This is a genomic window from Stenotrophomonas sp. 115C5 (assembly GCF_056861055.1).
The window spans coordinates 70,662-91,469 of sequence record NZ_JBSPUQ010000004.1 but is presented as its reverse complement, the minus strand read 5'-3'; the positions used below and the strand labels follow the sequence as shown (position 1 = coordinate 91,469).

The window sequence follows — 20,808 nt, the reverse complement described above, 5'->3', positions numbered from 1 at the left end:
CGTCGGTTCCTTGGACGTCGTGGGGGATACGTCAGGTCTTACTTCGGCGGCGGCGGTGCCAGCACCGTGCGGTCGCCGTTGTGCTCGGGCGAACTGACCACGCCGGCCGCTTCCATGGCCTCGATCAGTCGCGCTGCACGGTTGTAGCCGATCTTCAGCCGGCGCTGCACGCCGGAAATCGAGGCGCGCCGGGTCTCGGTGACCACCCGCAGCGCCTCGTCATACAACGGGTCGGACTCATCGCCGGCAGCGCTGTTCTCGGGCAGGCCGGTGGCACCGACGACCACGCCGTCGCCCATCGTCTGCACTTCGTCCAGTACGCCGTCGACATAATCGGCGGGGCCCATCGCCTTGAGGTGTTCGACCACGCGATGCACTTCCTCGTCGGAAACGAAGGCGCCGTGCACGCGCTCGGGCATGGCGGTGCCCGGCGGCAGGTACAGCATGTCGCCGTGGCCGAGCAGGGTTTCCGCGCCGGACTGGTCGAGGATGGTGCGCGAGTCGATCTTGGAGCTCACCTGGAAGGCGATACGGGTCGGGATGTTGGCCTTGATCAGGCCGGTGATCACATCCACTGACGGGCGCTGCGTGGCCAGGATCAGGTGGATGCCGGCCGCACGCGCCTTCTGTGCCAGGCGCGCGATCAGCTCTTCCACCTTCTTGCCGACGATCATCATCATGTCGGCGAATTCGTCGATGAAGATGACGATGAACGGCAGCGTCTCCAGCGGACGCGGTGCCTCGCCCAGCTCCGGGTTCGGCTTGAACAGCGGGTCCATCAGCGGCTGGCCGGCGTCCTGGGCTTCCTTCACCTTCTTGTTGAAGCCGGCCAGGTTGCGCACGCCCACCGCGCTCATCAGCTTGTAGCGGCGCTCCATCTCGGCCACGCACCAGCGCAGGCCGTTGGCAGCCTCCTTCATGTCGGTGACCACCGGCGCCAGCAGGTGCGGAATGCCCTGATAGACGCTCAGCTCGAGCATCTTCGGGTCGATCATCAGCATCCGCAGGTCTTTCGGCGAGGCCTTGAACAGCAGGCTCAGCACCATCGCATTGACCGCCACCGACTTGCCCGAACCGGTGGTACCGGCCACCAGCAGGTGCGGCATGCGCGCCAGATCGGCCACGGTCGAGCGCCCGGCAATGTCCTTGCCCAGCGCCAGGGTCAGCACGCTGGCCGACTTGTCGTATTCCTTCGAACGCAGCAGCTCGGAGAGGTAGATCATCTCGCGGGTGACGTTGGGAATTTCCAGGCCGATCACCGACTTGCCCGGAATCACATCGACCACGCGCACCGACTTCACCGACAGGCCACGCGCGATGTCCTTGTCGAGCGAACTGATCTGGCTGACCTTGATGCCCGGCGCGGGCTCGATCTCGAAGCGGGTGATGACCGGACCGGGGTTGGCGCCGACCACCTGGGCCTCGATGCGGAAGTCCTTCAGCTTGAACTCGATCTGCCGCGACAGCGCGTCCAGGGTTTCCTTGTCGTAGCCCACCGGCTGCGGCTTGGGGTCGTCCAGCAGGGCCAGCGGCGGCAGGTCCGAGCCGTCGCCGTTGACGCCACGGAACATCGGGATCTGCGTGTCACGCTTGGCCCGGTCACTCTTCTCGATCACCGGTTCCGGGCGCGGCTCGATCTTCACCGGCTCGCGCTTGGCGCGCACCTCGGCGTCGGCCTTGCGCACTTCCTGGCGCTCCTCGCGCATCACCCGCGTCTGCTGCCACTCGGTGACTTCTTCCTTCTTGCGCGCCAGCAACGGCGCCAGTGACATCACCCCGCGGCCGATCTTCTCCATCACCGTGAACCAGGACAGCCCGGTGGCCAGGGTGATCGAGGCCAGCAGCAGCACCAGCACGAACAGGTTCGCACCCAGCGCGCCGAAGCCCACCGTGAGCGAGTTGCCGACCAGCTTGCCGAGGATGCCGCCGGCACTGGAGACATCGCCACTGAACAGGCGCACGTGCAGGAAGCCGGTCCCGGCGATCAGGAAACCAACCAGGCCGACCAGGCGCAACGCCGGGTCCAGGTCGTTCTCGCCCTTGCTCTCGCGCTTGAGGCCGAACATGGCGATCCACGCCAGCGCGCCCAGCACCACCGGCAGCAGGAAGGCGATGTAGCCGAACAGCTGCAGCAGCACATCGGCGATCCAAGCCCCGGCGCGGCCGCCGAGGTTGTGCACCGGCGCGACCACGCTGCCGGTATGCGACCAGCCCGGATCAGTCGCTGAATAGGTGAAAAGACTGGCCGCCAGATACAACAGGGCCGGCGCGATGGCGATCAGGCCCAGATCGCGCCAGAGGCGCTGGCGGCGTGGATTGTCGGTCGTCGCCGCCGCGGCCGTGCGACGTGACGCCTTGCTGTCGTCGGACTTGGAGCGTTCGGGGACCTGCTTCGCCACCTTAGACCATACCTTTGGAATGCGCTGTTAGTGATTGATAATAAATGAGACGGCGTCAGTTTTCAGTTATGCGACATCCGACAGGGCATTCAGAGCGCCGGAACCACCGCTGGATGACGGCGTTCCGTTCATCGGCTTGAATCGCCCTGTCCCAGCCGCCACTCTATGACCTGCCACGGATGCTGCGCAAATATCGCCAGCGCCTTGTCCCATCTACCTTTTCGCGAGTTTACATGAGCACCAGCCTGCCCTCCCGCCACCAGCGCCTCGTCATCCTCGGTTCCGGCCCGGCCGGTTGGACCGCCGCCGTCTACGCCGCCCGCGCCAACCTGAAGCCGGTCGTCATCACCGGCCTGCAGCAGGGTGGCCAGCTGATGACCACCACCGAGGTGGACAACTGGCCGGGTGACGCCCACGGCCTGATGGGCCCGGACCTGATGGCGCGCATGCAGGCCCACGCCGAGCGCTTCGAGACCGAGGTCATCTTCGACCACATCCACACCGCTGACGTGTCCCAGCGCCCGTTCAAGCTGATCGGCGACAGCCACGAGTACACCTGCGATGCGCTGATCATCGCCACCGGCGCCACCGCCAAGTACCTGGGCATTCCGACCGAAGACGAGTTCAAGGGCCGCGGCGTGTCCGCCTGCGCCACCTGTGACGGCTTCTTCTACCGCGACCAGGACGTGGTCGTGGTCGGCGGCGGCAACACCGCCGTGGAAGAGGCCCTGTACCTGTCCAACATCGCCCGCAAGGTCTACCTGGTCCACCGCCGCGACACCCTGAAGGCGGAAAAGATCATGCAGGACAAGCTGTTCAAGAAGGTGGCCGAAGGCAAGATCGAGACCGTCTGGCACCACCAGGTGGAGGAAGTGCTGGGCAACGACGCCGGCGTGACCGGTGTGCGCGTGAAGTCCACCCTGGACGGCAGCACCCGCGACATCGATGCCCACGGCTTTTTCGTGGCCATCGGCCATCACCCGAACACCACCCTGTTCGACGGCCAGCTGGCGATGAACAACGGCTACCTGGAGATCCGCTCGGGCCTGGGTGGCAATGCCACGCAGACGTCGGTGGAAGGCGTGTTCGCCGCCGGCGACGTGGCCGACCAGCACTACCGCCAGGCGATCACCTCGGCCGGCTTCGGCTGCATGGCCGCACTGGATGCCGAGCGCTACCTGGACGCGCAGGGCAAGGCCAGCTGAGAGGCTGACCCGCTTCTGCAGGGTCGAGCCATGCTCGACTCCGGATAGAAGGCCGACGCCAGTGCGTCGGCCTTTCTGTTTCATCTGCCCTATCCTTCCCTCATGCCCTCCCCCCGCTTCCTCGACTCCCTGCAGTCCATTGCCGCAACCGACTGGGACGCCCTGCACGACGGCTGCAATCCCTTCGTCAGCCATGCCTTCCTTTCCGGGCTTGAACAGCACGGTTGCCTGCGCGAGGACTGGGGCTGGCAGCCCCGGCATTTCACGCTGTGGGAGAGCGGCACGCTGGTCGGCGCCATTCCGGGCTACCTGAAGACCAATTCGCACGGCGAGTTCGTGTTCGACCATGCGTGGGCCAACGCATATGCCCGTCATGGCCGCGACTACTATCCGAAGTGGCTAGGTGCAGTGCCGTACTCGCCAGTCACCGGCCCGCGCCTGCTGGCCCGTCACGATTCAGGGCGCATCGCGCTGCTGCCGGCATTGCGCGAGGCGCTGCCCGCGCTGCACGTATCCTCGGCCCATATCAACTTCCACACCGCCAGCGATGAGGCTCTGTTCGGTGACGACTGGCTGCTGCGTGAAGACATGCAGTTCCAGTGGCAGAACCCGGGTGACTGGGCGACGTTCGACCAGTTCCTCGCTGCGATGAACCACAAGCACCGCAAGAACATCCGCCAGGAACGCGCCAAGGTCACCCGCCAGGGCATCACCTTCCGCGTGGTGCACGGCGATGAAGCCAGCCGCGCAGACCTGCAGGCGATGTACCGCTTCTATCTGCAGACCTTCCTCGAATACGGCAACGCCCCGGCGCTGACCGAGGCCTTCCTGCGCCATCTGGCCATTTCATTGGGCCGCGGGCTGGTGATGTTTCTGGCCGAACAGGACGGCGAGCCGATTGCCGGCGCGCTGTGCCTGCGCGGTGGCGATACGCTGTACGGCCGCTACTGGGGCGGCGCCACCCTGCCCGGCCTGCACTTCGAGGCCTGTTATTACCAGGGCATCGAGTACTGCCTGCGCGAAGGCCTGAGCCGTTTCGAGCCCGGCGCACAGGGCGAGCACAAGCTGGCGCGCGGGTTCCTGCCGACGCTGGTGCGCAGCCGACACTGGGTGGCCGATCCGGATTTCGCAGAGGCACTGCAGGACTGGTGCCGGCAGGAGCGGCAGAGTGTGCGGCGGTACCAGCAGGAATTGCAGGGGCATGGGCCGTTCCGCGTAGGAACGTAGAGTCGAGCTTGCTCGACTGGCGCGGTGCCGAGAAGCGTGCCAACCAAGGTTGGCACCTACCAGAGCAATGAGGCCTGCCAACCAAGGTTGGCGCTTATCAGAGCGATGTCGAGGGTGCTGCGCTCAGGTGCACTGCCAGAAATGCCCACTCACCCGGCACTTCGCACACCAGAACGTGTAGAGCATGCCGCCACTGCCCCATAGCAGCGCGCCTCCACCGGTGGTCGGCAGCGTCGAATCCAGCTGCATCACGAAGGGCATCTCCTCACCGCAATCGATGCACGCCGGATACCAGGCACTCTGCACCCAGCTCGGTGCGCCGCCCACGCGCGACAGGTTCTGCCGGTGGTTTGACTGGCCCCAGTCCTGCTGCTCCCACCGCATGGTGTCCATGGCGACCAGGCCGACCTCGGCCTGCATCAGGTCACCGCTGTCGGTCGGCGTCGCCGGCACCTCCAGACGCTGGCTGGGGTGGCAGCTGGGCAGGCCGCTGGCATCGTGGCGATAGAAACGCACGGGCGGATCTTCCCAGCCGCAGCAGTCCAGGCACAGGCCCAGCGTGATCTCACCCGCCGCGCCCGGCTGCAGCGCGGCAGCGTCGGTTCGCAGCAGGCGCTGCAGCGGTGCATGGCAGCTGCCACACAACGATTCCAGCGGCCCTCCCATCTGCCCGGCGTACTGTACCTGCCCGCCATTCCAGGTCGGGTGCAGGCGCCAGATGCGCTTGCGCCAGCTCGGTTCGTCCGCCTGCTGCGCGCGATGCTGCTCGCGGCCGAAGCGGATGTGCAGCGGCCGCTCCCCATGCAGGCGCCGCGGCTGCGGTCCGTCCGCGACGCCGGCCCAGTGCGCCCAGACCTCAGCATCCAGCGCGCCCCAGTCAGCGAGGTAGCCGCGGGCAACGGCATAGCTCTCGGGCTGCGCCGCCAGCAGCAGCGCCCTGGCCCGCGCCATCTCGCGATCGTCGTCGGCCTCAACCAGAATCTGCGCCCACTGCACGGCAATGACGGAGGGCAGGCCCTGCCATACCTGCGAAGCCAGCTGCAGCTCGTCTTCGGTGGCCAGCGCCAGCAAGGCCTCCCAGTCGTCCTGCAGCACCTGCGGCGCCTGGTAGCTGGTGAATTCGATCACGCTGGCCAGCAGTTCGCCGCGCTCGCCATCCCGATAGCGGCGCCAGGCCTCGGCACAGACCGGCACAATCGCTTCATCGGGCAGCAGATCCAGCGCCATGTCGAGAAAGGCCGAGCTGGGTGAACGCCGGGCAAGGGCCAGCAGCATCAGCGCACCGAGCTGGCCGGGCTGTTCAGTGGCCAGCGCCAGCAGCATGCCCTGGCTGTCGTTGCGCGTGCGCGGGGTATCGTGCACATCGAGGATGGCGGTGATCGCGTCACTCATGCGTGGGCTCCTTGCCGTTGGACGCTGATGGTGCCAGACATCAGCGATCGCCACGACGAATACAATGGCGGCATGACCCGCCAGCTGCCCTGGCGCCTGGCCGATGCGCCGGACGCTCCCTTCCCTCCGGCTGAAACCGCACTGCGCCAGCCCGACGGCCTGCTCGCGGTGGGCGGCGACCTGCATCCGGTGCGCCTGCTCAATGCCTACGCCGGCGGTATCTTTCCTTGGTTCAGCGAGGGCGAGCCAATCCTGTGGTGGTCGCCGGACCCGCGCATGGTATTCCGTACCGAGGGGGTGCACCTGTCCAGCCGCTTCCGCCGCCAATTGCGCGGCAGCACGTGGGAGATCACCGCCGACACCGCTTTCAGTCGTGTGATGCGTGCCTGCGCCGCGGCACCGCGACCGGGCCAGGACGGTACGTGGATCAGCCCGGCGATGGTCGAGGCTTACAGCCAGCTGCACGACCTGGGGTTTGCCCACTCCTTCGAGGTCTGGGATCGGCAGACGCTGGTCGGCGGCATCTATGGCGTCGCGATCGGCGCCATGTTCTTCGGGGAGAGCATGTTCAGTGGCGCCAGCGGCGGCTCCAAGATCGCCTTGGCCGCCCTCGCATCCACCCTGCGTGACTGGGGCTGGGAACTGATCGATGCCCAGGTGGAGAATCCGCACCTGCTGCGGATGGGCGCCGAGCACCTGCCGCGCGCGGACTTTCTGGAGCACGTCCGCCAGGCCGTACACCGTGACGGCCGTGAAGGCCCATGGACCCAGGCGGTAGGACGCTTGCCAGCACAGCGTTTGGCCGGGGGTTAACACAAACTTTGCAAGCCGGGCCCATCACGCGTAAAATACCGCGCCTTAGGCCCAGCGTGGCCGTTTTCTGAACCGCACAGGACTACATGTCGAAAGACGATTCCATCGAGTTCGAGGGCACCGTCAGCGAGACGCTGCCGAACACCACTTTCCGCGTTCGTCTGGAAAATGGGCACGAAATCATCGCCCACATCTCCGGCCGCATGCGCAAGAACTACATCCGCATCCTCACCGGTGACCGGGTCAAGGTTGAAATGACCCCGTACGACCTGACCAAGGGCCGTATCACCTACCGCATGAAGTAAGCGGTCGGCGCAGTGCGCCACTCCGACAGGGCCGGCCTCGCTGCTGGCCCTTTGTCGTGCGCGGAAAAAAATACGCGGTACCGAGATCGTCCGATTTTCGTCCTTGTCTGAAATCCAGCATCGAGCCGGGACTCTAGACTCAACGCGTTCTTCACAGAGGGCGCTGCGCGCATGACCTACCTGATCGTCCTGGACCCGCAGTCCGTCACCAGCCGCTGCTACGCCAGCAAGGGCCCGGACGGCACCTGGTTCGGCCAGCCCTGCCTGGTCTGCACCAGCATGGACGCCTCGCACCCGCTGTACCTGGCCGTGCAGCGCGAGATCGCACATGCGGGAGTCACCCTGAAGCAGCGCCTGCACATTCCACATGAGGCCGTCGCATTCGTCATCGAGGATGGCGGCGACCAAGGGCGCCAGCAGGGATTCCGTTCGATCGCAGCCTGATGCGCCAAAGGTCATCGTGACCGATCTCACCGTGACGTCGGTCAGCCCTGCTTGCGGCAGATTCGCATTTGCAGCGGCGGCGGCATCCTGGGATCCGATCCAGTCCGGATCGCCGCCCCCTGCCCCGCCATGAATCTGTCTTCCCTGCTCATCCCCTTGGCTTTGTCTGCCGCCACCCTGCTGGCATCGCCCACCCATGCCGCCGACACCCCGCCGGCGCAGTGCGTATCACTGGCCGGCGAACAGCAGATTGTTCGCGCAGGCGCCGACAAGAACATCCTGCTTCGCTCCGGCGAAGACCACTATGTCGTGCATTTCCGAAACAGCTGCCCTTCTGCCGTGCTGGCCACCCGCCTCGGCTTCAAGACCGACGGCAAGGAGGCTGACCAGCTGTGCAGCGAGGGCCGAAGCGCACTGGACACCGGTCGCGGCAGCTGCGAGGTCGCGCGCATCGAGCCGATCGATGCCGAGCGGTTCAAGCGTGAAGCGCGCCGCCGCAGCCGCTGACCCCGGACAGGACAAGGGCGGCCGAAGCCGCCCTTGTCGCGATATACGTCAACGCGTCGCAGCAACCAGCGACAACACTCTCGGTTGCGCGCGCTGCCGTGCCAACCAGAGATCGTAGCTGGACTGCAGCCCCATCCAGAAAACCGCAGTACTCACTCCCGCCATCTCAAGGCGGATGGCCAGGTCAGGACTAATACCCGCCTTGCCGTTCAGAACCCGCGAAAGGGCTACCCGCGACATTGCCAGGCGCTCGGCCGCCTCGGTTACAGACAGATCCATTGGATCAAAGACCATTGCCTTGATCGTCTGCCCCGGATGCGGATGGTGATGAATCATGCGCGGCCTCAGTGATAGTCCAGGTAATCCAGCAACTCCACGTCGCTGCCGGTGAAACGGAAGGTAATCCGCCAGTTTCCGTTGACCCATACAGACCAATGCCCTTTCAGGCCGCCCCGGAGCTTATGCAGGCGCAATCCAGGCATGGCAAGATCCTCAGGACCCGAAGCCACATCCAGGATCGACAGGATCATCAACACCTTGCTGGCATGACTGTGGCGGATTCCACTACTGCTGCCGGAACGGTAGAGCCGCTCGAGGCCCTTGTGACGAAAACCAATGATCATCACTGTATCCTGTATCGTTTCGCGATACAAACAGGGCGACACCCCATCGCGATCGGAAGACAGCATTGACACCTCCATTCCGCTCAATCAAGGCCGCGGACGACAGGCCCACTGAAAACAACAAGGGCGGCCGAAGCCGCCCTTGTCATTTCCAGTCTTTCACGCCAAGCCTTCAGCTCACTCCACCGTAACCGGCAGCAGCCGCTCCGGTTCGGCCTGAGTCTCGACCACCAGCTCGTCGTCGCGGACGTCGATGCTGACCTTGCCGCCGTTGACCAGCTTGCCGAACAGCAGCTCGTCGGCCAGCGGGCGCTTGATCTTGTCCTGGATCACGCGAGCCATCGGGCGCGCACCCATCAGCGGGTCGAAGCCGTGGTGAGCCAGCCAGTCGCGCGCGGTCGGGGTGGCCGACAGGATGACGTGCTTGTCCTGCAGCAGCATCTCCAGCTCGATCAGGAACTTGTCGACCACGCGCAGGATGTGCTCGAAGCCCAGCGCCTGGAACTGCACCACCGCGTCGAGGCGGTTGCGGAATTCCGGGGTGAAGCTGCGGCGGATGGTCTCCATCGCGTCGGTGGCATGGTCCTGCTTGGTGAAGCCGATCGAACGCCGTGACGCCTGCGCCGCGCCGGCATTGGTGGTCATCACCAGCACCACGTTCTTGAAGTTGGCTTCACGACCGTTGGTATCGGTCAGCACGCCGCGGTCCATCACCTGCAACAGGATGTTGAAGATGTCCGGGTGCGCCTTCTCGATTTCGTCCAGCAACAGCACGCAGTGCGGCGTCTTGACGATCTTCTCGGTCAACAGGCCGCCCTGGTCGAAGCCGACGTAGCCCGGAGGGGCACCGATCAGGCGGCTGATCGAATGCGGCTCCATGTACTCGGACATGTCGAAGCGGACCAGCTCGATGCCCAGCTGCAGCGCAAGCTGCTTGGTCACCTCGGTCTTGCCGACACCGGTCGGACCGGCGAACAGGAAGTTGCCGATCGGCTTCTCCGGATTGCCCAGGCCCGAGCGGGCCAGCTTGATCGCCGAGGACAGCGTCTCGATGGCCGGATCCTGGCCAAAGATCACCATCTTCAGGTTGCGCTCCAGATGCTGCAGCACATCCTTGTCGGTGGCGCTGACCTGCTTGGCGGGGATGCGTGCCATCTTGGCGACGATCGCCTCCACTTCCTCGACGTCGATCAGCTCCTTGCGCTGGCCTTCCGGCAGCAGGCGCTGGCGGGCGCCAGCCTCGTCGATCACGTCGATGGCCTTGTCCGGCAGCAGGCGGTCGCCGATGTGCTTCACCGACAGGTCCACCGCGGCCTGCAGCGCCTCGTCGGAATAGGTCACGCCGTGGTGCAGCTCGTACTTGGACTTCAGGCCCTGCAGGATCTCGTAAGTCTCGCCCACCGTCGGCTCGACAATGTCGATCTTCTGGAAACGGCGGGCCAGCGCCCGGTCCTTCTCGAAGATGCCACGGTATTCCTGGAAGGTGGTCGAGCCGATGCAGCGCAGCTCGCCGGACGCCAGCGCCGGCTTGATCAGGTTGGACGCATCCATGGTGCCGCCCGACGCCGAGCCAGCACCGATGATGGTGTGGATCTCGTCGATGAACAGCACCGCGTTGGGCACCTTCTTCAGTGCCGTCAGCACGCTCTTCAGGCGCTTCTCGAAGTCACCACGGTACTTGGTACCAGCCACCAGTGCGCCCAGGTCGAGCGAATAGATCACCGCATCGGCCAGCACTTCAGGCACCGAACCTTCGACGATGCGGCGGGCCAGGCCCTCGGCGATGGCGGTCTTGCCCACGCCGGCCTCGCCCACGTACAGCGGGTTGTTCTTGCGGCGGCGGCACAGGACCTGGATGGTGCGCTCGATTTCGTCGGCACGACCGACCAGCGGGTCGATGCGACCGGCCCGGGCCTGTTCATTGAGGTTGCTGGCGAACTCGGTCAGGGCATCACCCTTCGGCTCGCCCTCCCCGCCCTCGATGCGGCCTTCGCCCTCGGAGGAGGAAGACGGCTGCTCGCCTTCCTCGCCCAGCTTGGCGATGCCATGGGACAGGTAATTGACCACGTCCAGCCGGGTGACGTCCTGCTGGTTGAGGTAATAGACGGCGTGGGAGTCCTTTTCGCCGAAGATGGCGACCAGCACATTGGCGCCGGTGACCTCCTTCTTGCCCGAGGACTGCACGTGGTACACGGCCCGCTGCAGCACGCGCTGGAAGCCCAGGGTCGGCTGGGTATCGCGGCCGTCATCTTCGGCCAGGCGGGACACGGAAGCCTCGATGGCCTGCTCCAGCTCCTGGCGCAGGCGTTCGGCGTCGGCGCCACAAGCCTTCAGTACGGCCTGGGCGGACGGGTTGTCGAGCAGTGCCAACAGCAGGTGTTCGACCGTCATGAACTCATGCCGGGCCTCACGGGCGCGCTTGTAGCACTGGCCGATGGTGTGTTCGAGGTCTTTGCTGAACATGGATTACTCCGGCGGCAGATGGGGACAATATGCGGCCTGACTACGCGATTTCCATCACCCTAGCGGATTGCTGCGTTCAGATGGCGTTAGCAGTACACATCGCTTGATCTTCATTCACTCCAGGACAGCCCGCCCAGCATGAGCGAACCCTACCTGAGCCGCTGGCGATTGCGGCGTGATGGCGCAGCCATCGAAACGCCCCATGCCCAGCTCTGGCCGGTGCTGACCACCGCCGGCGAGCCGGCCATGCTGAAGATCAGCAGCGAAACCGAAGAGCAGAACAGCCATCGCCTGCTGCGCTGGTGGGAAGGCGATGGCGCCGCCCGCCTGCTGGCCCACGAGGGGCCGGCGATCCTGATCGAACGTGCCGGCGGCGACTCGCTGCGGCAACGTTCGATAGAGGGCGACGATGACGCCTGCACCACGATCCTGTGCCAGGTCCTGCAGCGGCTGCACCGGCCACGGAGCGCGCCGCCAGCGGAACTGGTCTGCCTCCGTAGATGGTTCGCCGACCTGCTGCAGCCAAGGGCCGCGCTGCCGCCACTGCTGGAACAGTGCAGATCACTCGCGGAGGCGTTGCTGCAGGAAGAGCGCGAGATCCGACCGCTGCACGGTGACCTGCACCACGACAACGTGCTCGATTTCGGCGCGCGCGGCTGGCTGGCGATCGACCCGAAGCGGTTGCTGGGTGATCGTGCCTTTGATTACACGACACTGTTCAGCAACCCGGACCTGTGCGGTCCGGGCATCCACGTTGCGACGCAGCCTGAGCGGTTTGCCGCCCGGTTGGAACAGGTCAGTGCACTGGCGGGCCTGGAGCGCACGCGCCTGCTGCGCTGGATCGCAGCCAGCGCGGGGCTGTCGGCAGTCTGGTTCCGGGATGACGGCGACCCTGCCGAGGTCGACGAGACAGTGGCGCGCATGGCGTTGGAGGCGTTGGCGGAGGCCTGATCCAGCTGTAGAGCCGAGTCTGCGCTCGGCTGCTGCTGGCTGCCTGGGTGAACAGCAGCCGAGCGTGGGCTCGGCTCTACAGGTCGGGGCCGGTCAGGCCTTTTCCATCGTGCACAGCAGCGGGTGCTGGTTCATCCGCGAATACTCGTTGACCTGGGCAACCTTGGTCTCGGCCACTTCGCGGGTGAACACCCCGCACACACCGCGGCCGCGGGTATGGACGTGCAGCATCACCTGCGTGGCCTTGTCCAGGTCCATGGTGAAGAACTGCTGCAGCACGTCCACCACGAAATCCATCGGGGTGTAGTCGTCATTGAGCAGCATCACCTGGTAGAACGGCGGCGGCGCCACTTCCGGGCGCGCGGGTTCCACGGCAACGCCGTGCTCGTGATGGGAATCGGGGGAAGACTCGCGGGGCATCTGCTCATTATAGAGGCTCGAGCGGGCCTGCGTCGGCCCGCCGCAGATTGGACGGCACGCACGGCCGCCGTCACAATTGCATCCTCTCTCAACACTGTTTCACAGGATCTTCATGAAAAGGACCCTTCTCTCCGCCCTGCTGATCGCCCTAGCCGCCGCCGGCTCCGCCGCCGCTGCGCCGGAGGGCGACAAGGCCGTGGCCCGTCACCTGGACAAGCTGGGCTACACCTACGAGCTCGACGAGGACGGCGACTACCGCATGGTGTTCGACGTCGAGGGTGACCGCACCCAGATGGTCTACGTGCGCTCGTCGGTGGAAGATTTCGGCACCCACAACATCCGCGAAATCTGGTCGCCGGCCTACAGCGCCAAGACCAAGCAGTTCCCGGTGGCCGTGGCCAACCGCCTGTTGGAAGATTCGCAGGACGCCAAGATGGGCGGCTGGGTGAAGCAGGACACCACCGCCATGTTCGTGGTCAAGATCGACGCCGATGCCACGGCCGACCAGCTCAGCGACGCCATCGATGCGGCCATCCGCACCGCCGACGCGATGGAGCTGGAACTGACCAAGAAGGACGAGTTCTGAGTTGAACGCCACGCCGGACCCGCGCTGGGCACCGCACGCCACCGTCGCCACTGTGGTGGTCGACGGCGGCCGCGTGCTGCTGGTTGAAGAGACCATCGATGGCCGGCAGGTGCTGAACCAGCCGGCCGGCCACCTTGAGCCGGGCGAAAGCCTGGCCGAGGCAGCCCTGCGCGAGACCCGCGAGGAAACGGGCTGGACGGTGCAGCTGACCCACTTCATCGGCTGCTACCAGTGGACCGCCGGCGACGGCACCACCTTCCTGCGCTTCTGCTATGCGGCATGCCCCGTCTCGCATGACCCGGCGCAGCCACTGGACACCGGCATCGACCGCGCACTCTGGCTGACCCCGGCCGAACTGCAAGCCGCCGGCGAGCGCCAGCGCAGCCCGCTGGTCTGGCAGGTGGTGGCTGATTACCTGGGTGGCCAGCGCCATCCACTTTCCCTGGTCCGGGAGGTCGCATGAGCACTCCGCGCGTGATGGTGGGCGTCTCCGGTGGCGTCGACTCCTCGGTCGCCGCCTGGCGCCTGGTACAGCAGGGCGAGGCCGTAGCCGGTCTGTTCATGCAGAACTGGGCCGACGACGGCAGCGGCGACTGCCGTGCCGAGGACGACCGCCGCGATGCGGTGGCCGTCTGCGGCCTGCTCGGCATTCCGTTCCACTTCCGCGATTTCTCCAGCGAGTACTGGCAGGGCGTGTTCGAGCACTTCCTGGCCGAGTACGCGGCCGGGCGTACCCCGAACCCGGACGTGCTGTGCAACCGCGAAGTGAAGTTCAAACACTTCCTGGATGCCGCCCGCGAGCTGGGCGCCGAGCGCATCGCCACCGGCCATTACGCGCGCGTGACCCAGCGCGGCCACCAGTGGCTGCTGCTGCGTGGTGCCGACCGTTCCAAGGACCAGAGCTACTTCCTGCACCAGCTGGGCCAGGAGCAGCTGGCGGCCACTCTGTTCCCGATCGGCGACCTGGAAAAGACCGACCTGCGCCGGATCGCGCGTGACGTCAGCCTGCCGACCCACGCCAAGAAGGACTCCACCGGCATCTGCTTCATTGGTGAGCGCGACTTCCGTGAATTCCTCGGCCGCTACCTGCCGGCCAAGCCCGGCCAGATCCTCGACCCGACCGACGGTAGCGTGATCGCCGAACATCCGGGCGTGTTCTATTTCACCCTTGGCCAGCGCGAAGGCCTGAACATCGGTGGTGTGCGGGGGCGTCCGGCCGCGCCGTGGTACGTGGTCGGCAAGGATGTGGCCAGCAATGTGCTGTACGTGGATCAGGACCGCGACAGCAAGTGGATGCTGTCCGATCGCCTGCGCTCGGAAACCGCGCACTGGATCGCCGGCGCGCCGCCGGCACGGCGCTTTGAATGCACCGCCCAGACCCGCTACCGCCAGCCCGACGAGCCGTGTACGGTCGAGGTGCTGGACGATGGCAGCGTGCTGGTCACCTTCGCGCGCCCGCAGCGCGCCGTTACCCCCGGTCAATCACTGGTGCTGTATGACGGTGACGTGTGCCTGGGTGGCGCGGTGATCGCCGCCACCGATGCGCCGCTGGAACAGCGCCTGCGCACCACCCCCTCCCCTTTTGAGGTAATCGCTGCATGAGTTTCACTGTCGACGACCGCGTCCTGGCCTTGGCCGGAATTGCCCAGGCCCTGCAGCAGGTACGCCGCATCGCCGATACCGGCCACTCCGACGCCGCCGCCGTGCGCACCGCCGTGGACAGCCTGTTCCGTGTCGATGCGTCCTCGCCGCAGGAGGTGTTTGGAGACCGCCATGCACTGAAGGCCGGCCTGCGCCTGCTGCACAATTACTTCCGCAGCCAGGGCCAGGACCCGATCCTGCCCAAGCTGGCCCTGTCGGTGCTGCAGCTGGAGCGCCGCTTCGTGCAGGACGGCGCCACCGTGAACAAGGTCGCCTCGGGCATCGAGCGCGCCCAGCGCCAGGCCACCGAGCTGGGCGACAGCGGCCATCCGGACGTGCTGGCCAATCTCGGCGGCCTGTACGCCGACACCATCAGCCACCTGAAGCCGCGGGTGATGGTGCAGGGCAACCCGCACTATCTGGGCCAGGCCGGCGTGGTGGCCGAGATCCGCGCCCTGCTGCTGGCAGCGGTGCGCTCGGCGGTGCTGTGGCGCCAGCTGGGCGGCAGCTACTGGGACTTCCTGTTCAGCCGCAAGGCGATGATCGAGGCCGTGGACCGGCAGCTGGCCTGAGCCCGAGGGTCGGATCCCTTTCCGGCACGGAAAGGGCTCTGACCCTGAAGCCGCCAAGGCGCCGGAAAACCGGCGCATTCAGAATGCACTTCCGGGCACATCGACGTTAAAGAGAAAGGGCGTACGGCCGATACATCCTCCGTGCACCTCCCGAGAACGTCCATGTACTCACGCATTTTCATCCGTCTGGCCGCCCCCCTGGCTCTGACCCTGCTGCTCCCCTTCGCCATCGGTTTCGAATGGCCGGCCGCCCTGCGCTGGGCGATCCTGACCACGATGACGCTGAGCTGGCTCGGCTTTGCGTGGTGGACCACCCGCGCCCAGGCGCACCGTTCCCCGGAACATGCCCGTGTCCTGCGTGAGCAGGACCAGCTGCTGACCGAACTGCGCAACTTCGTCGGCAACGAGATCGACGGTTCGCGCGGCGAAGTGGAACGTGCCCGTGACCTGATCCGCCAGGCCGTCTCCAGCCTTGGTGGCAGCTTCGATGCCATGAACCGCAAGTCGCGCCAGCAGAGCCAGGCCCTGTCGCGCATCGTCGATCGCGCCGGTGATGAAGGCAATGCCGGCCTCGACGTTGCCCGTTTCGCCCAGCACGCCAGCCACCGCATGGAACAGCTGGTCGAAGCGCTGGAGCAGGTGAGCGGCCAGAGCAGCACCACCGTGCAGCACATCGACCAGATGGCGCAGCACCTGGATGGCATCTTCGCGCTGCTGGAAGACGTCAAGTCGATCGCCGACCAGACCAACCTGCTGGCGCTGAACGCTGCAATTGAAGCAGCGCGTGCCGGTGAAGCCGGTCGTGGCTTCGCCGTGGTGGCCGACGAGGTCCGCAACCTGTCCGAGCGCTCGACCACCTTCAACGAGCAGATCCGCAAGCTGGCGCACAGCTCCAAGGACGCCATTGCCAAGGTGCGCGAGACGGTCTCGCACATGGCGTCGCGTGACATGGATCGCTCCCGTGAAGCGCGCCAGGAAGCGGCCGCGATGCTCGACAACGTGGCCCAGATCAATGCCTCGCTGGGCGATGGCATGCGCGAAGTCTCCGAGTGCGCCCGTTCGATTGATGGCAGCGTGGCCGAAGCCGTGCGCGCCCTGCAGTTCGAAGACATCGCCACCCAGGCGCTGGGCGGCGTGCACACCCACCTGGACCGCCTGACCGCGATCAACCGCGAAGCAGTCGCCCTGCAGGAACTGCTGCACCGCAACGGCGGCGTGTTCGACGAAGAGATCGCCACCGCACTGCAGCGCACCGGCAGCCGCCTGCGCGAACTGCGCAGCGAATGGGAACGCCCGCCGCACAAGCCGGTTGCCCAGCAGAGCATGGGCGCCGGCACCGTCGAGCTGTTCTGACCCTGATGTCCGCTGCCCTCGCCGGCAGCCCGCAAGGCCCCGGTTCCTCCGGGGCCTTTGCCTGTGACCCGCCGTTGGATGCATCCTGTACGCGCACCATGACCCTGATCCACGCCCTGCCCTCCCTCACCAACACCGAGCGCCCGCGCAACGCGAGCGTGCGTGAGCAGCTGCAGCAACTGGAAGAGGTCGCCCGCGAGGAGATCCGCGAACTGCAGCAGCTGGCGGACGCGCGGCCGGCGCCGTCCCGTGCGGACGAGGCGCTGCTGGGGCTGGCGTGGGACCTGGGGCTGGATGGCGAAGCCTTGAGGTAGATCCACGCCATGCGTGGATTGCGTGGCAGCGCGGGTACCAGGACATCATCCACGCATGGCGTGGATCTACCAGATGGGCGAAATCGCTATGGCATGATGCGCCGGTCCCGCTCATGGAAGACCGATGGCCATCGCCCTGATCGCATTGATGCTGTTGGAACTGCTGCTTCTGTTGTTCTGGGCACCGTTCTTCTTCCGAACCGGCATCGTGCTGTTCAACCAGCGCATCGCCGCCTCTCCGGCTGAACTGACCCAACTGTCACTGATCGGACTGGAGTACGACCTTCCTACCGACAAGTGGCTGGGCTTTGTGTTCCGTGAACTGCCCCACCGCAGCGTGGCGTTCCGTGAGAGCTTCGCACCGGGCTATGGCGGCCGCTATTTTCTGTTGATGCACGGCGAGCTGGTGGTCGACAAGCGACGCCACGAGGTGCGTGTGACCGGGCGATGCAGCTGGTTTGCGATGGCCCTGACCGTGCTGGTGCTGCCCATCATCCTGGTGCGCCCGGTGGCGTGGCCGATGCTGGGCATGCTGCTGGTGTTCTATATCGGCTATCGCATCCAGCGGCGACGCTATGTCGAAGTTGTGGAAGTCGTTCGCGCGCGGGTGCGCTCCGAGCTCCCGCGACGGTTCGTTGACCCTAGCCGGTAGATCCACGCCATACGTGGATGATCGCGAGTGCAGGCATTAGTGCCGACCAAGGTCGGCACCCACCAGAGCGGGGTTACACCAGAGCGGGGTTACACCAGAGTCGGACCACACCTGGGCCGGCATCCGACAGCGCAGACCGTCACCGCACCAGCACCACTTCCCCGCTGGCATCGGTGCGCAGCGAAACCGGCTGTGGCTGGCGCAACCACTGCGCCAGGTCGCGCGGGCTGAGCGGGCGCGAGTACAGGTAGCCCTGGATCTCGTCGCAGCCCTGGCGGCGCAGCATGTCTTCTTCCTGGTGTGTTTCCACGCCCTCGGCCACCACCTTCATGCCCAGCGCGTGGCCCAGGTGCACGATCGCCTGGGTCACTTCGGCCGTGCCCGAATCGTGCAGCATGCCCTGCACGAAGCTGCGGTCGATCTTCAGGCGGCCCACCGGGAAGCGGTTGAGGTAGTTGAGGTTGGAGAAGCCAGTACCGAAGTCATCCACCGCCAGCGGCACGCCGTGGCGCTCCAGCACATCGAAGCAATGCCGCAAGATGTCGGTGTCACGGATCAATGCCGACTCGGTCAGTTCCAGTTCCAGCCGCTGCGGTGGCCAGCCATGGGCGTGGCAGATCTCGATCACGCGCTCGGCAAAGCCGCGGTCACGCAGCTGCACCGCGGAGACATTCACCGCAATGCGGTCGAAGCTCAGGCCGGCGCGATCCCAGGCTGTGGCCTGGCGGCAGGCCTCGTTCAGTACCCAGTCGCCGATCCGTACGATCTCGCCGCACTTCTCGGCGATGGGGATGAACTCGGCCGGGCTGCAGTAACCGATCCCGGGCCGGTGCCAGCGCAGCAGCGCCTCGATTGCAGGTGGCTCGCCGTGGTGGGCGTGCAGCAGCGGCTGGTAGGCCAGGCTGAACTCTTCGCGTTCGATCGCCCCATGCAGGGCGTGCTCAAGCTCCAGCTTGCGCTGGATGCGGGCCAAGGCGTCCTGGCTGTAGTACTGGTAGGTGTTGCGCCCCGCCTCCTTGGCCGCGTACATCGCCGCATCGGCGGCGCGCAGCAGGGAATCGAAGTCGGTCTGCGCGTCGCCCAGCATCGCGATGCCGACACTGGCGCCGACCTTCAACGTGGTTTCGCCACGGCGCAGCGGCTCGGCCAGCGATGCGATCAACTTACGCGCCACGTGGCCGGCATCTTCCGGCTCGGCCAGATCGCGCAGCACCACGATGAACTCGTCGCCACTGAAGCGGCCAAACAGATCGTTGTTGCGCAGGTTCTGGTGCAGGCGCGTCGCAGCGGCCTTCAGCAGCGCATCACCGGTGGCATGACCGAAGCTGTCGTTGATGGTCTTGAAGCCGTCCAGATCGATGAACAGCATCGCCAGCGAGGTGCCGCGGTCACGCGCTTCCTCGATGGCTTCTGCCGTCTGTTCGCCGAGCAGCACGCGGTTGGGCAGGCCGGTGAGCAGATCGTAGTGGGCCAGCAGCTCGATGCGCTCATTCGCCTCGCGCTCGCGGGTGATGTCACGGAACAGCACCACGAAGCGCGGCGGCAGGCCGTCGCGACGGTCCAGCTCGATCAGCACCTGCACCCACACGCGCAGGCCGGACTGACGGTAGAAGCACAGGTCCAGCTGTTCGGGCAGTCCGCCATCGGCGATGCGCCCCAACGCCGCTTCGAAGGCGTTGCGTGAGTCCTCGGTGTAAAGCGCCAGCGCCTGGTCGAGGGTGATCGGCTCCTTACGCAGGCCGTGGATGCGGTAGCACTCCTCGGTCCACTGCATGTGCCGGGTCTGCACCTCGATCTCGCAGCCGCCGATGCGGCCCAGCGCGGAGACGCGATTGAGCAGCTCGGTACGCCAGCGGATCAGCGCATCGGTCTGGTGCTGCTCGGTGATGTTCTGCACCTGTCCGAGCAGCCGCTTGGGCTGTCCGTCCATGTCCAGCAGCGGCTGCATCCATAGCCGCAGATGCTGCGACGGTTCATGGCCGCGGGTCAGTTCCAGTTCGATGTTGGCGGGCCGGCCATCACGCCACAGGCGCCGCCAGGCTGCGCGCAACGCACCCCGCGAGCGCGGATGCAGCTGCTTCATCCAGCGTCGCTGGCCGGGCGCGCTGCCCTGCTCCAGCGCCAGCATCGAGCGCAACTCCGGCGACCACCAGAAATGACCGCTGTTGGGGTCGAACGACCAGCTGCCCATGCTGGCGATGCGCTGGGCCTCGCTCAGGTGCAGCTGCTGTTCCTGAAGCAGCCCTTCCAGCTGCTTCTGTTGTTCGATATCGGTATGCGTGCCGACCATGCGTAGCGGCTGGCCATCGGCGGTGCGCGCGACCACGCGCCCGCGGTCCAGTACCCAACGCCATTGGCCATCCGCCTGGCGGAAACGGAACTGTGCGCTGTACTGCTCGCTCAAGCCACGCAGATGCTCGTCCAGTGCGACCCGCACCTGGGCGATATCCTCGCTGTGCACGCGGGCCAGGATCTCGGTCGCGGTTTCGTCGCCCAGCGCCGGGGTGCGCACCACACGGTCACTGGGAATGTCCCAGTCCCAGAGGCTGTGCCCGGCACTGTCCAGCGCCAGCTCCCAGCGCCCACCGCCGCCAAGCGGCACCGGTTCGGGAATGCTCAGCGTGAAGGCCAGCAGATTGCCGGCGCCATCGTGCACGGCGCGCAGGTGGCCGTCGTAGTGCCCGTGCGGTCCCCCCGGCAGCGTGCAGGCCACGATGCCGCCATCGGCGGCCATCAGGCGCAGATCTTCCAGCATCGGCGCATACGCAGCCACGGTAGCCGGCAAGCCGTGCTCGCGCGCAGCCGGATTGGCCGCCAGCGGGCGGCCCGTGCGGTCGACGATGACCAGCGCCGACGCAAGCGGGTGCTGCAGCAGGCTGGCGATGATCCCTTGGTCCACGCGATCTTGCTCCGGATGACACGCCCGTCAGCGGGGCACGCA

General features: G+C 66.2%; 21 protein-coding genes. 14 read left to right on the top strand and 7 right to left on the bottom strand.

Annotated elements, in window-relative coordinates; translation table 11 throughout:
- Positions 1-38 precede the first annotated feature (38 nt).
- Positions 39-2,399 carry a DNA translocase FtsK gene (locus AC13FN_RS07265; protein WP_049436384.1) on the bottom strand — a complete coding sequence of 787 codons (2,361 nt, stop codon included), beginning with the start codon at positions 2,397-2,399 and terminating at the stop codon, positions 39-41.
- A gap of 233 nt (positions 2,400-2,632) precedes the next feature.
- Between AC13FN_RS07265 and trxB the strand changes: the two genes are divergently transcribed.
- Both trxB and AC13FN_RS07255 read left to right on the top strand, forming a co-directional pair.
- Positions 2,633-3,604: a thioredoxin-disulfide reductase gene (trxB, locus tag AC13FN_RS07260; RefSeq protein WP_014037154.1), complete on the top strand. Its 972-nt coding sequence runs from the start codon at positions 2,633-2,635 to the stop codon at positions 3,602-3,604.
- Positions 3,605-3,706: 102 nt separating this feature from the next.
- Positions 3,707-4,831: a GNAT family N-acetyltransferase gene (locus AC13FN_RS07255; protein ID WP_482984508.1), complete on the top strand. Its 1,125-nt coding sequence runs from the start codon at positions 3,707-3,709 to the stop codon at positions 4,829-4,831.
- A 123-nt stretch (positions 4,832-4,954) separates the two neighbouring features.
- Here the strand turns inward: AC13FN_RS07255 and AC13FN_RS07250 are convergent, their stop codons facing one another.
- On the bottom strand, positions 4,955-6,223 hold the full coding sequence (locus tag AC13FN_RS07250; RefSeq protein WP_482984509.1) for a hypothetical protein: 1,269 nt from the start codon (positions 6,221-6,223) through the stop codon (positions 4,955-4,957).
- A 72-nt stretch (positions 6,224-6,295) separates the two neighbouring features.
- On the opposite strand from AC13FN_RS07250, the gene aat reads away from it, so the two are divergent.
- The 4 genes from aat to AC13FN_RS07230 all read left to right on the top strand — a co-directional run bounded on the left by aat (position 6,296) and on the right by AC13FN_RS07230 (position 8,292).
- Positions 6,296-7,036: a leucyl/phenylalanyl-tRNA--protein transferase gene (gene aat / locus AC13FN_RS07245; RefSeq protein ID WP_071306172.1), complete on the top strand. Its 741-nt coding sequence runs from the start codon at positions 6,296-6,298 to the stop codon at positions 7,034-7,036.
- A gap of 86 nt (positions 7,037-7,122) precedes the next feature.
- Positions 7,123-7,341, top strand: a complete 219-nt coding sequence (gene infA, locus AC13FN_RS07240; RefSeq protein ID WP_005409596.1) for a translation initiation factor IF-1 — start codon at positions 7,123-7,125, stop codon at positions 7,339-7,341.
- Positions 7,342-7,512: 171 nt separating this feature from the next.
- Positions 7,513-7,785 carry a hypothetical protein gene (locus tag AC13FN_RS07235; RefSeq protein WP_049436381.1) on the top strand — a complete coding sequence of 91 codons (273 nt, stop codon included), beginning with the start codon at positions 7,513-7,515 and terminating at the stop codon, positions 7,783-7,785.
- A 129-nt stretch (positions 7,786-7,914) separates the two neighbouring features.
- Complete coding sequence (locus tag AC13FN_RS07230; protein ID WP_478416044.1) at positions 7,915-8,292, top strand: hypothetical protein; 378 nt, start codon at positions 7,915-7,917, stop codon at positions 8,290-8,292.
- A 48-nt stretch (positions 8,293-8,340) separates the two neighbouring features.
- Here AC13FN_RS07230 and AC13FN_RS07225 read toward each other — a convergent pair whose 3' ends face one another.
- The 3 genes from AC13FN_RS07225 to clpA all read right to left on the bottom strand — a co-directional run bounded on the left by AC13FN_RS07225 (position 8,341) and on the right by clpA (position 11,378).
- Positions 8,341-8,628 (bottom strand): HigA family addiction module antitoxin, encoded by a 288-nt coding sequence (locus AC13FN_RS07225; RefSeq protein ID WP_019659640.1) that lies wholly within the window; start codon positions 8,626-8,628, stop codon positions 8,341-8,343.
- Between the two features lie 8 nt (positions 8,629-8,636).
- Positions 8,637-8,981 carry a type II toxin-antitoxin system RelE/ParE family toxin gene (locus AC13FN_RS07220; protein ID WP_401743462.1) on the bottom strand — a complete coding sequence of 115 codons (345 nt, stop codon included), beginning with the start codon at positions 8,979-8,981 and terminating at the stop codon, positions 8,637-8,639.
- Positions 8,982-9,092: 111 nt separating this feature from the next.
- Positions 9,093-11,378 (bottom strand): ATP-dependent Clp protease ATP-binding subunit ClpA, encoded by a 2,286-nt coding sequence (gene clpA, locus AC13FN_RS07215; protein WP_478416042.1) that lies wholly within the window; start codon positions 11,376-11,378, stop codon positions 9,093-9,095.
- Between the two features lie 138 nt (positions 11,379-11,516).
- Between clpA and AC13FN_RS07210 the strand changes: the two genes are divergently transcribed.
- Entirely contained in the window at positions 11,517-12,329 is an 813-nt protein-coding gene (locus tag AC13FN_RS07210; RefSeq protein WP_478416041.1) for an APH(6) family putative aminoglycoside O-phosphotransferase, read from the top strand.
- Positions 12,330-12,422: 93 nt separating this feature from the next.
- Here the strand turns inward: AC13FN_RS07210 and clpS are convergent, their stop codons facing one another.
- Positions 12,423-12,749 carry an ATP-dependent Clp protease adapter ClpS gene (gene clpS / locus AC13FN_RS07205; RefSeq protein ID WP_006366596.1) on the bottom strand — a complete coding sequence of 109 codons (327 nt, stop codon included), beginning with the start codon at positions 12,747-12,749 and terminating at the stop codon, positions 12,423-12,425.
- A gap of 112 nt (positions 12,750-12,861) precedes the next feature.
- Between clpS and AC13FN_RS07200 the strand changes: the two genes are divergently transcribed.
- The 7 genes from AC13FN_RS07200 to AC13FN_RS07170 all read left to right on the top strand — a co-directional run bounded on the left by AC13FN_RS07200 (position 12,862) and on the right by AC13FN_RS07170 (position 17,867).
- On the top strand, positions 12,862-13,335 hold the full coding sequence (locus AC13FN_RS07200; protein ID WP_043395631.1) for a hypothetical protein: 474 nt from the start codon (positions 12,862-12,864) through the stop codon (positions 13,333-13,335).
- 1 nt (position 13,336) lies between these two features.
- The gene (locus AC13FN_RS07195; RefSeq protein WP_482984510.1) at positions 13,337-13,798 is read left to right on the top strand and encodes an NUDIX hydrolase; all 462 of its coding nucleotides are present in this window, start codon (positions 13,337-13,339) and stop codon (positions 13,796-13,798) included.
- On the top strand, positions 13,795-14,937 hold the full coding sequence (mnmA, locus tag AC13FN_RS07190; RefSeq protein ID WP_401743468.1) for a tRNA 2-thiouridine(34) synthase MnmA: 1,143 nt from the start codon (positions 13,795-13,797) through the stop codon (positions 14,935-14,937). The genes AC13FN_RS07195 and mnmA overlap by 4 nt, the downstream gene beginning before the upstream one ends.
- On the top strand, positions 14,934-15,548 hold the full coding sequence (hflD, locus tag AC13FN_RS07185; protein ID WP_482984511.1) for a high frequency lysogenization protein HflD: 615 nt from the start codon (positions 14,934-14,936) through the stop codon (positions 15,546-15,548). Before mnmA ends, hflD begins: the two co-directional genes overlap by 4 nt.
- Positions 15,549-15,710: 162 nt before the next feature.
- The gene (locus tag AC13FN_RS07180) at positions 15,711-16,901 is read left to right on the top strand and encodes a methyl-accepting chemotaxis protein (RefSeq protein ID WP_010485867.1); all 1,191 of its coding nucleotides are present in this window, start codon (positions 15,711-15,713) and stop codon (positions 16,899-16,901) included.
- Positions 16,902-16,999: 98 nt separating this feature from the next.
- Positions 17,000-17,215 carry a hypothetical protein gene (locus AC13FN_RS07175; protein ID WP_010485869.1) on the top strand — a complete coding sequence of 72 codons (216 nt, stop codon included), beginning with the start codon at positions 17,000-17,002 and terminating at the stop codon, positions 17,213-17,215.
- Between the two features lie 124 nt (positions 17,216-17,339).
- Complete coding sequence (locus tag AC13FN_RS07170; RefSeq protein WP_482984512.1) at positions 17,340-17,867, top strand: hypothetical protein; 528 nt, start codon at positions 17,340-17,342, stop codon at positions 17,865-17,867.
- Between the two features lie 139 nt (positions 17,868-18,006).
- Here the strand turns inward: AC13FN_RS07170 and AC13FN_RS07165 are convergent, their stop codons facing one another.
- Entirely contained in the window at positions 18,007-20,766 is a 2,760-nt protein-coding gene (locus tag AC13FN_RS07165) for a bifunctional diguanylate cyclase/phosphodiesterase (RefSeq protein ID WP_482984513.1), read from the bottom strand.
- Positions 20,767-20,808 lie beyond the last annotated feature (42 nt).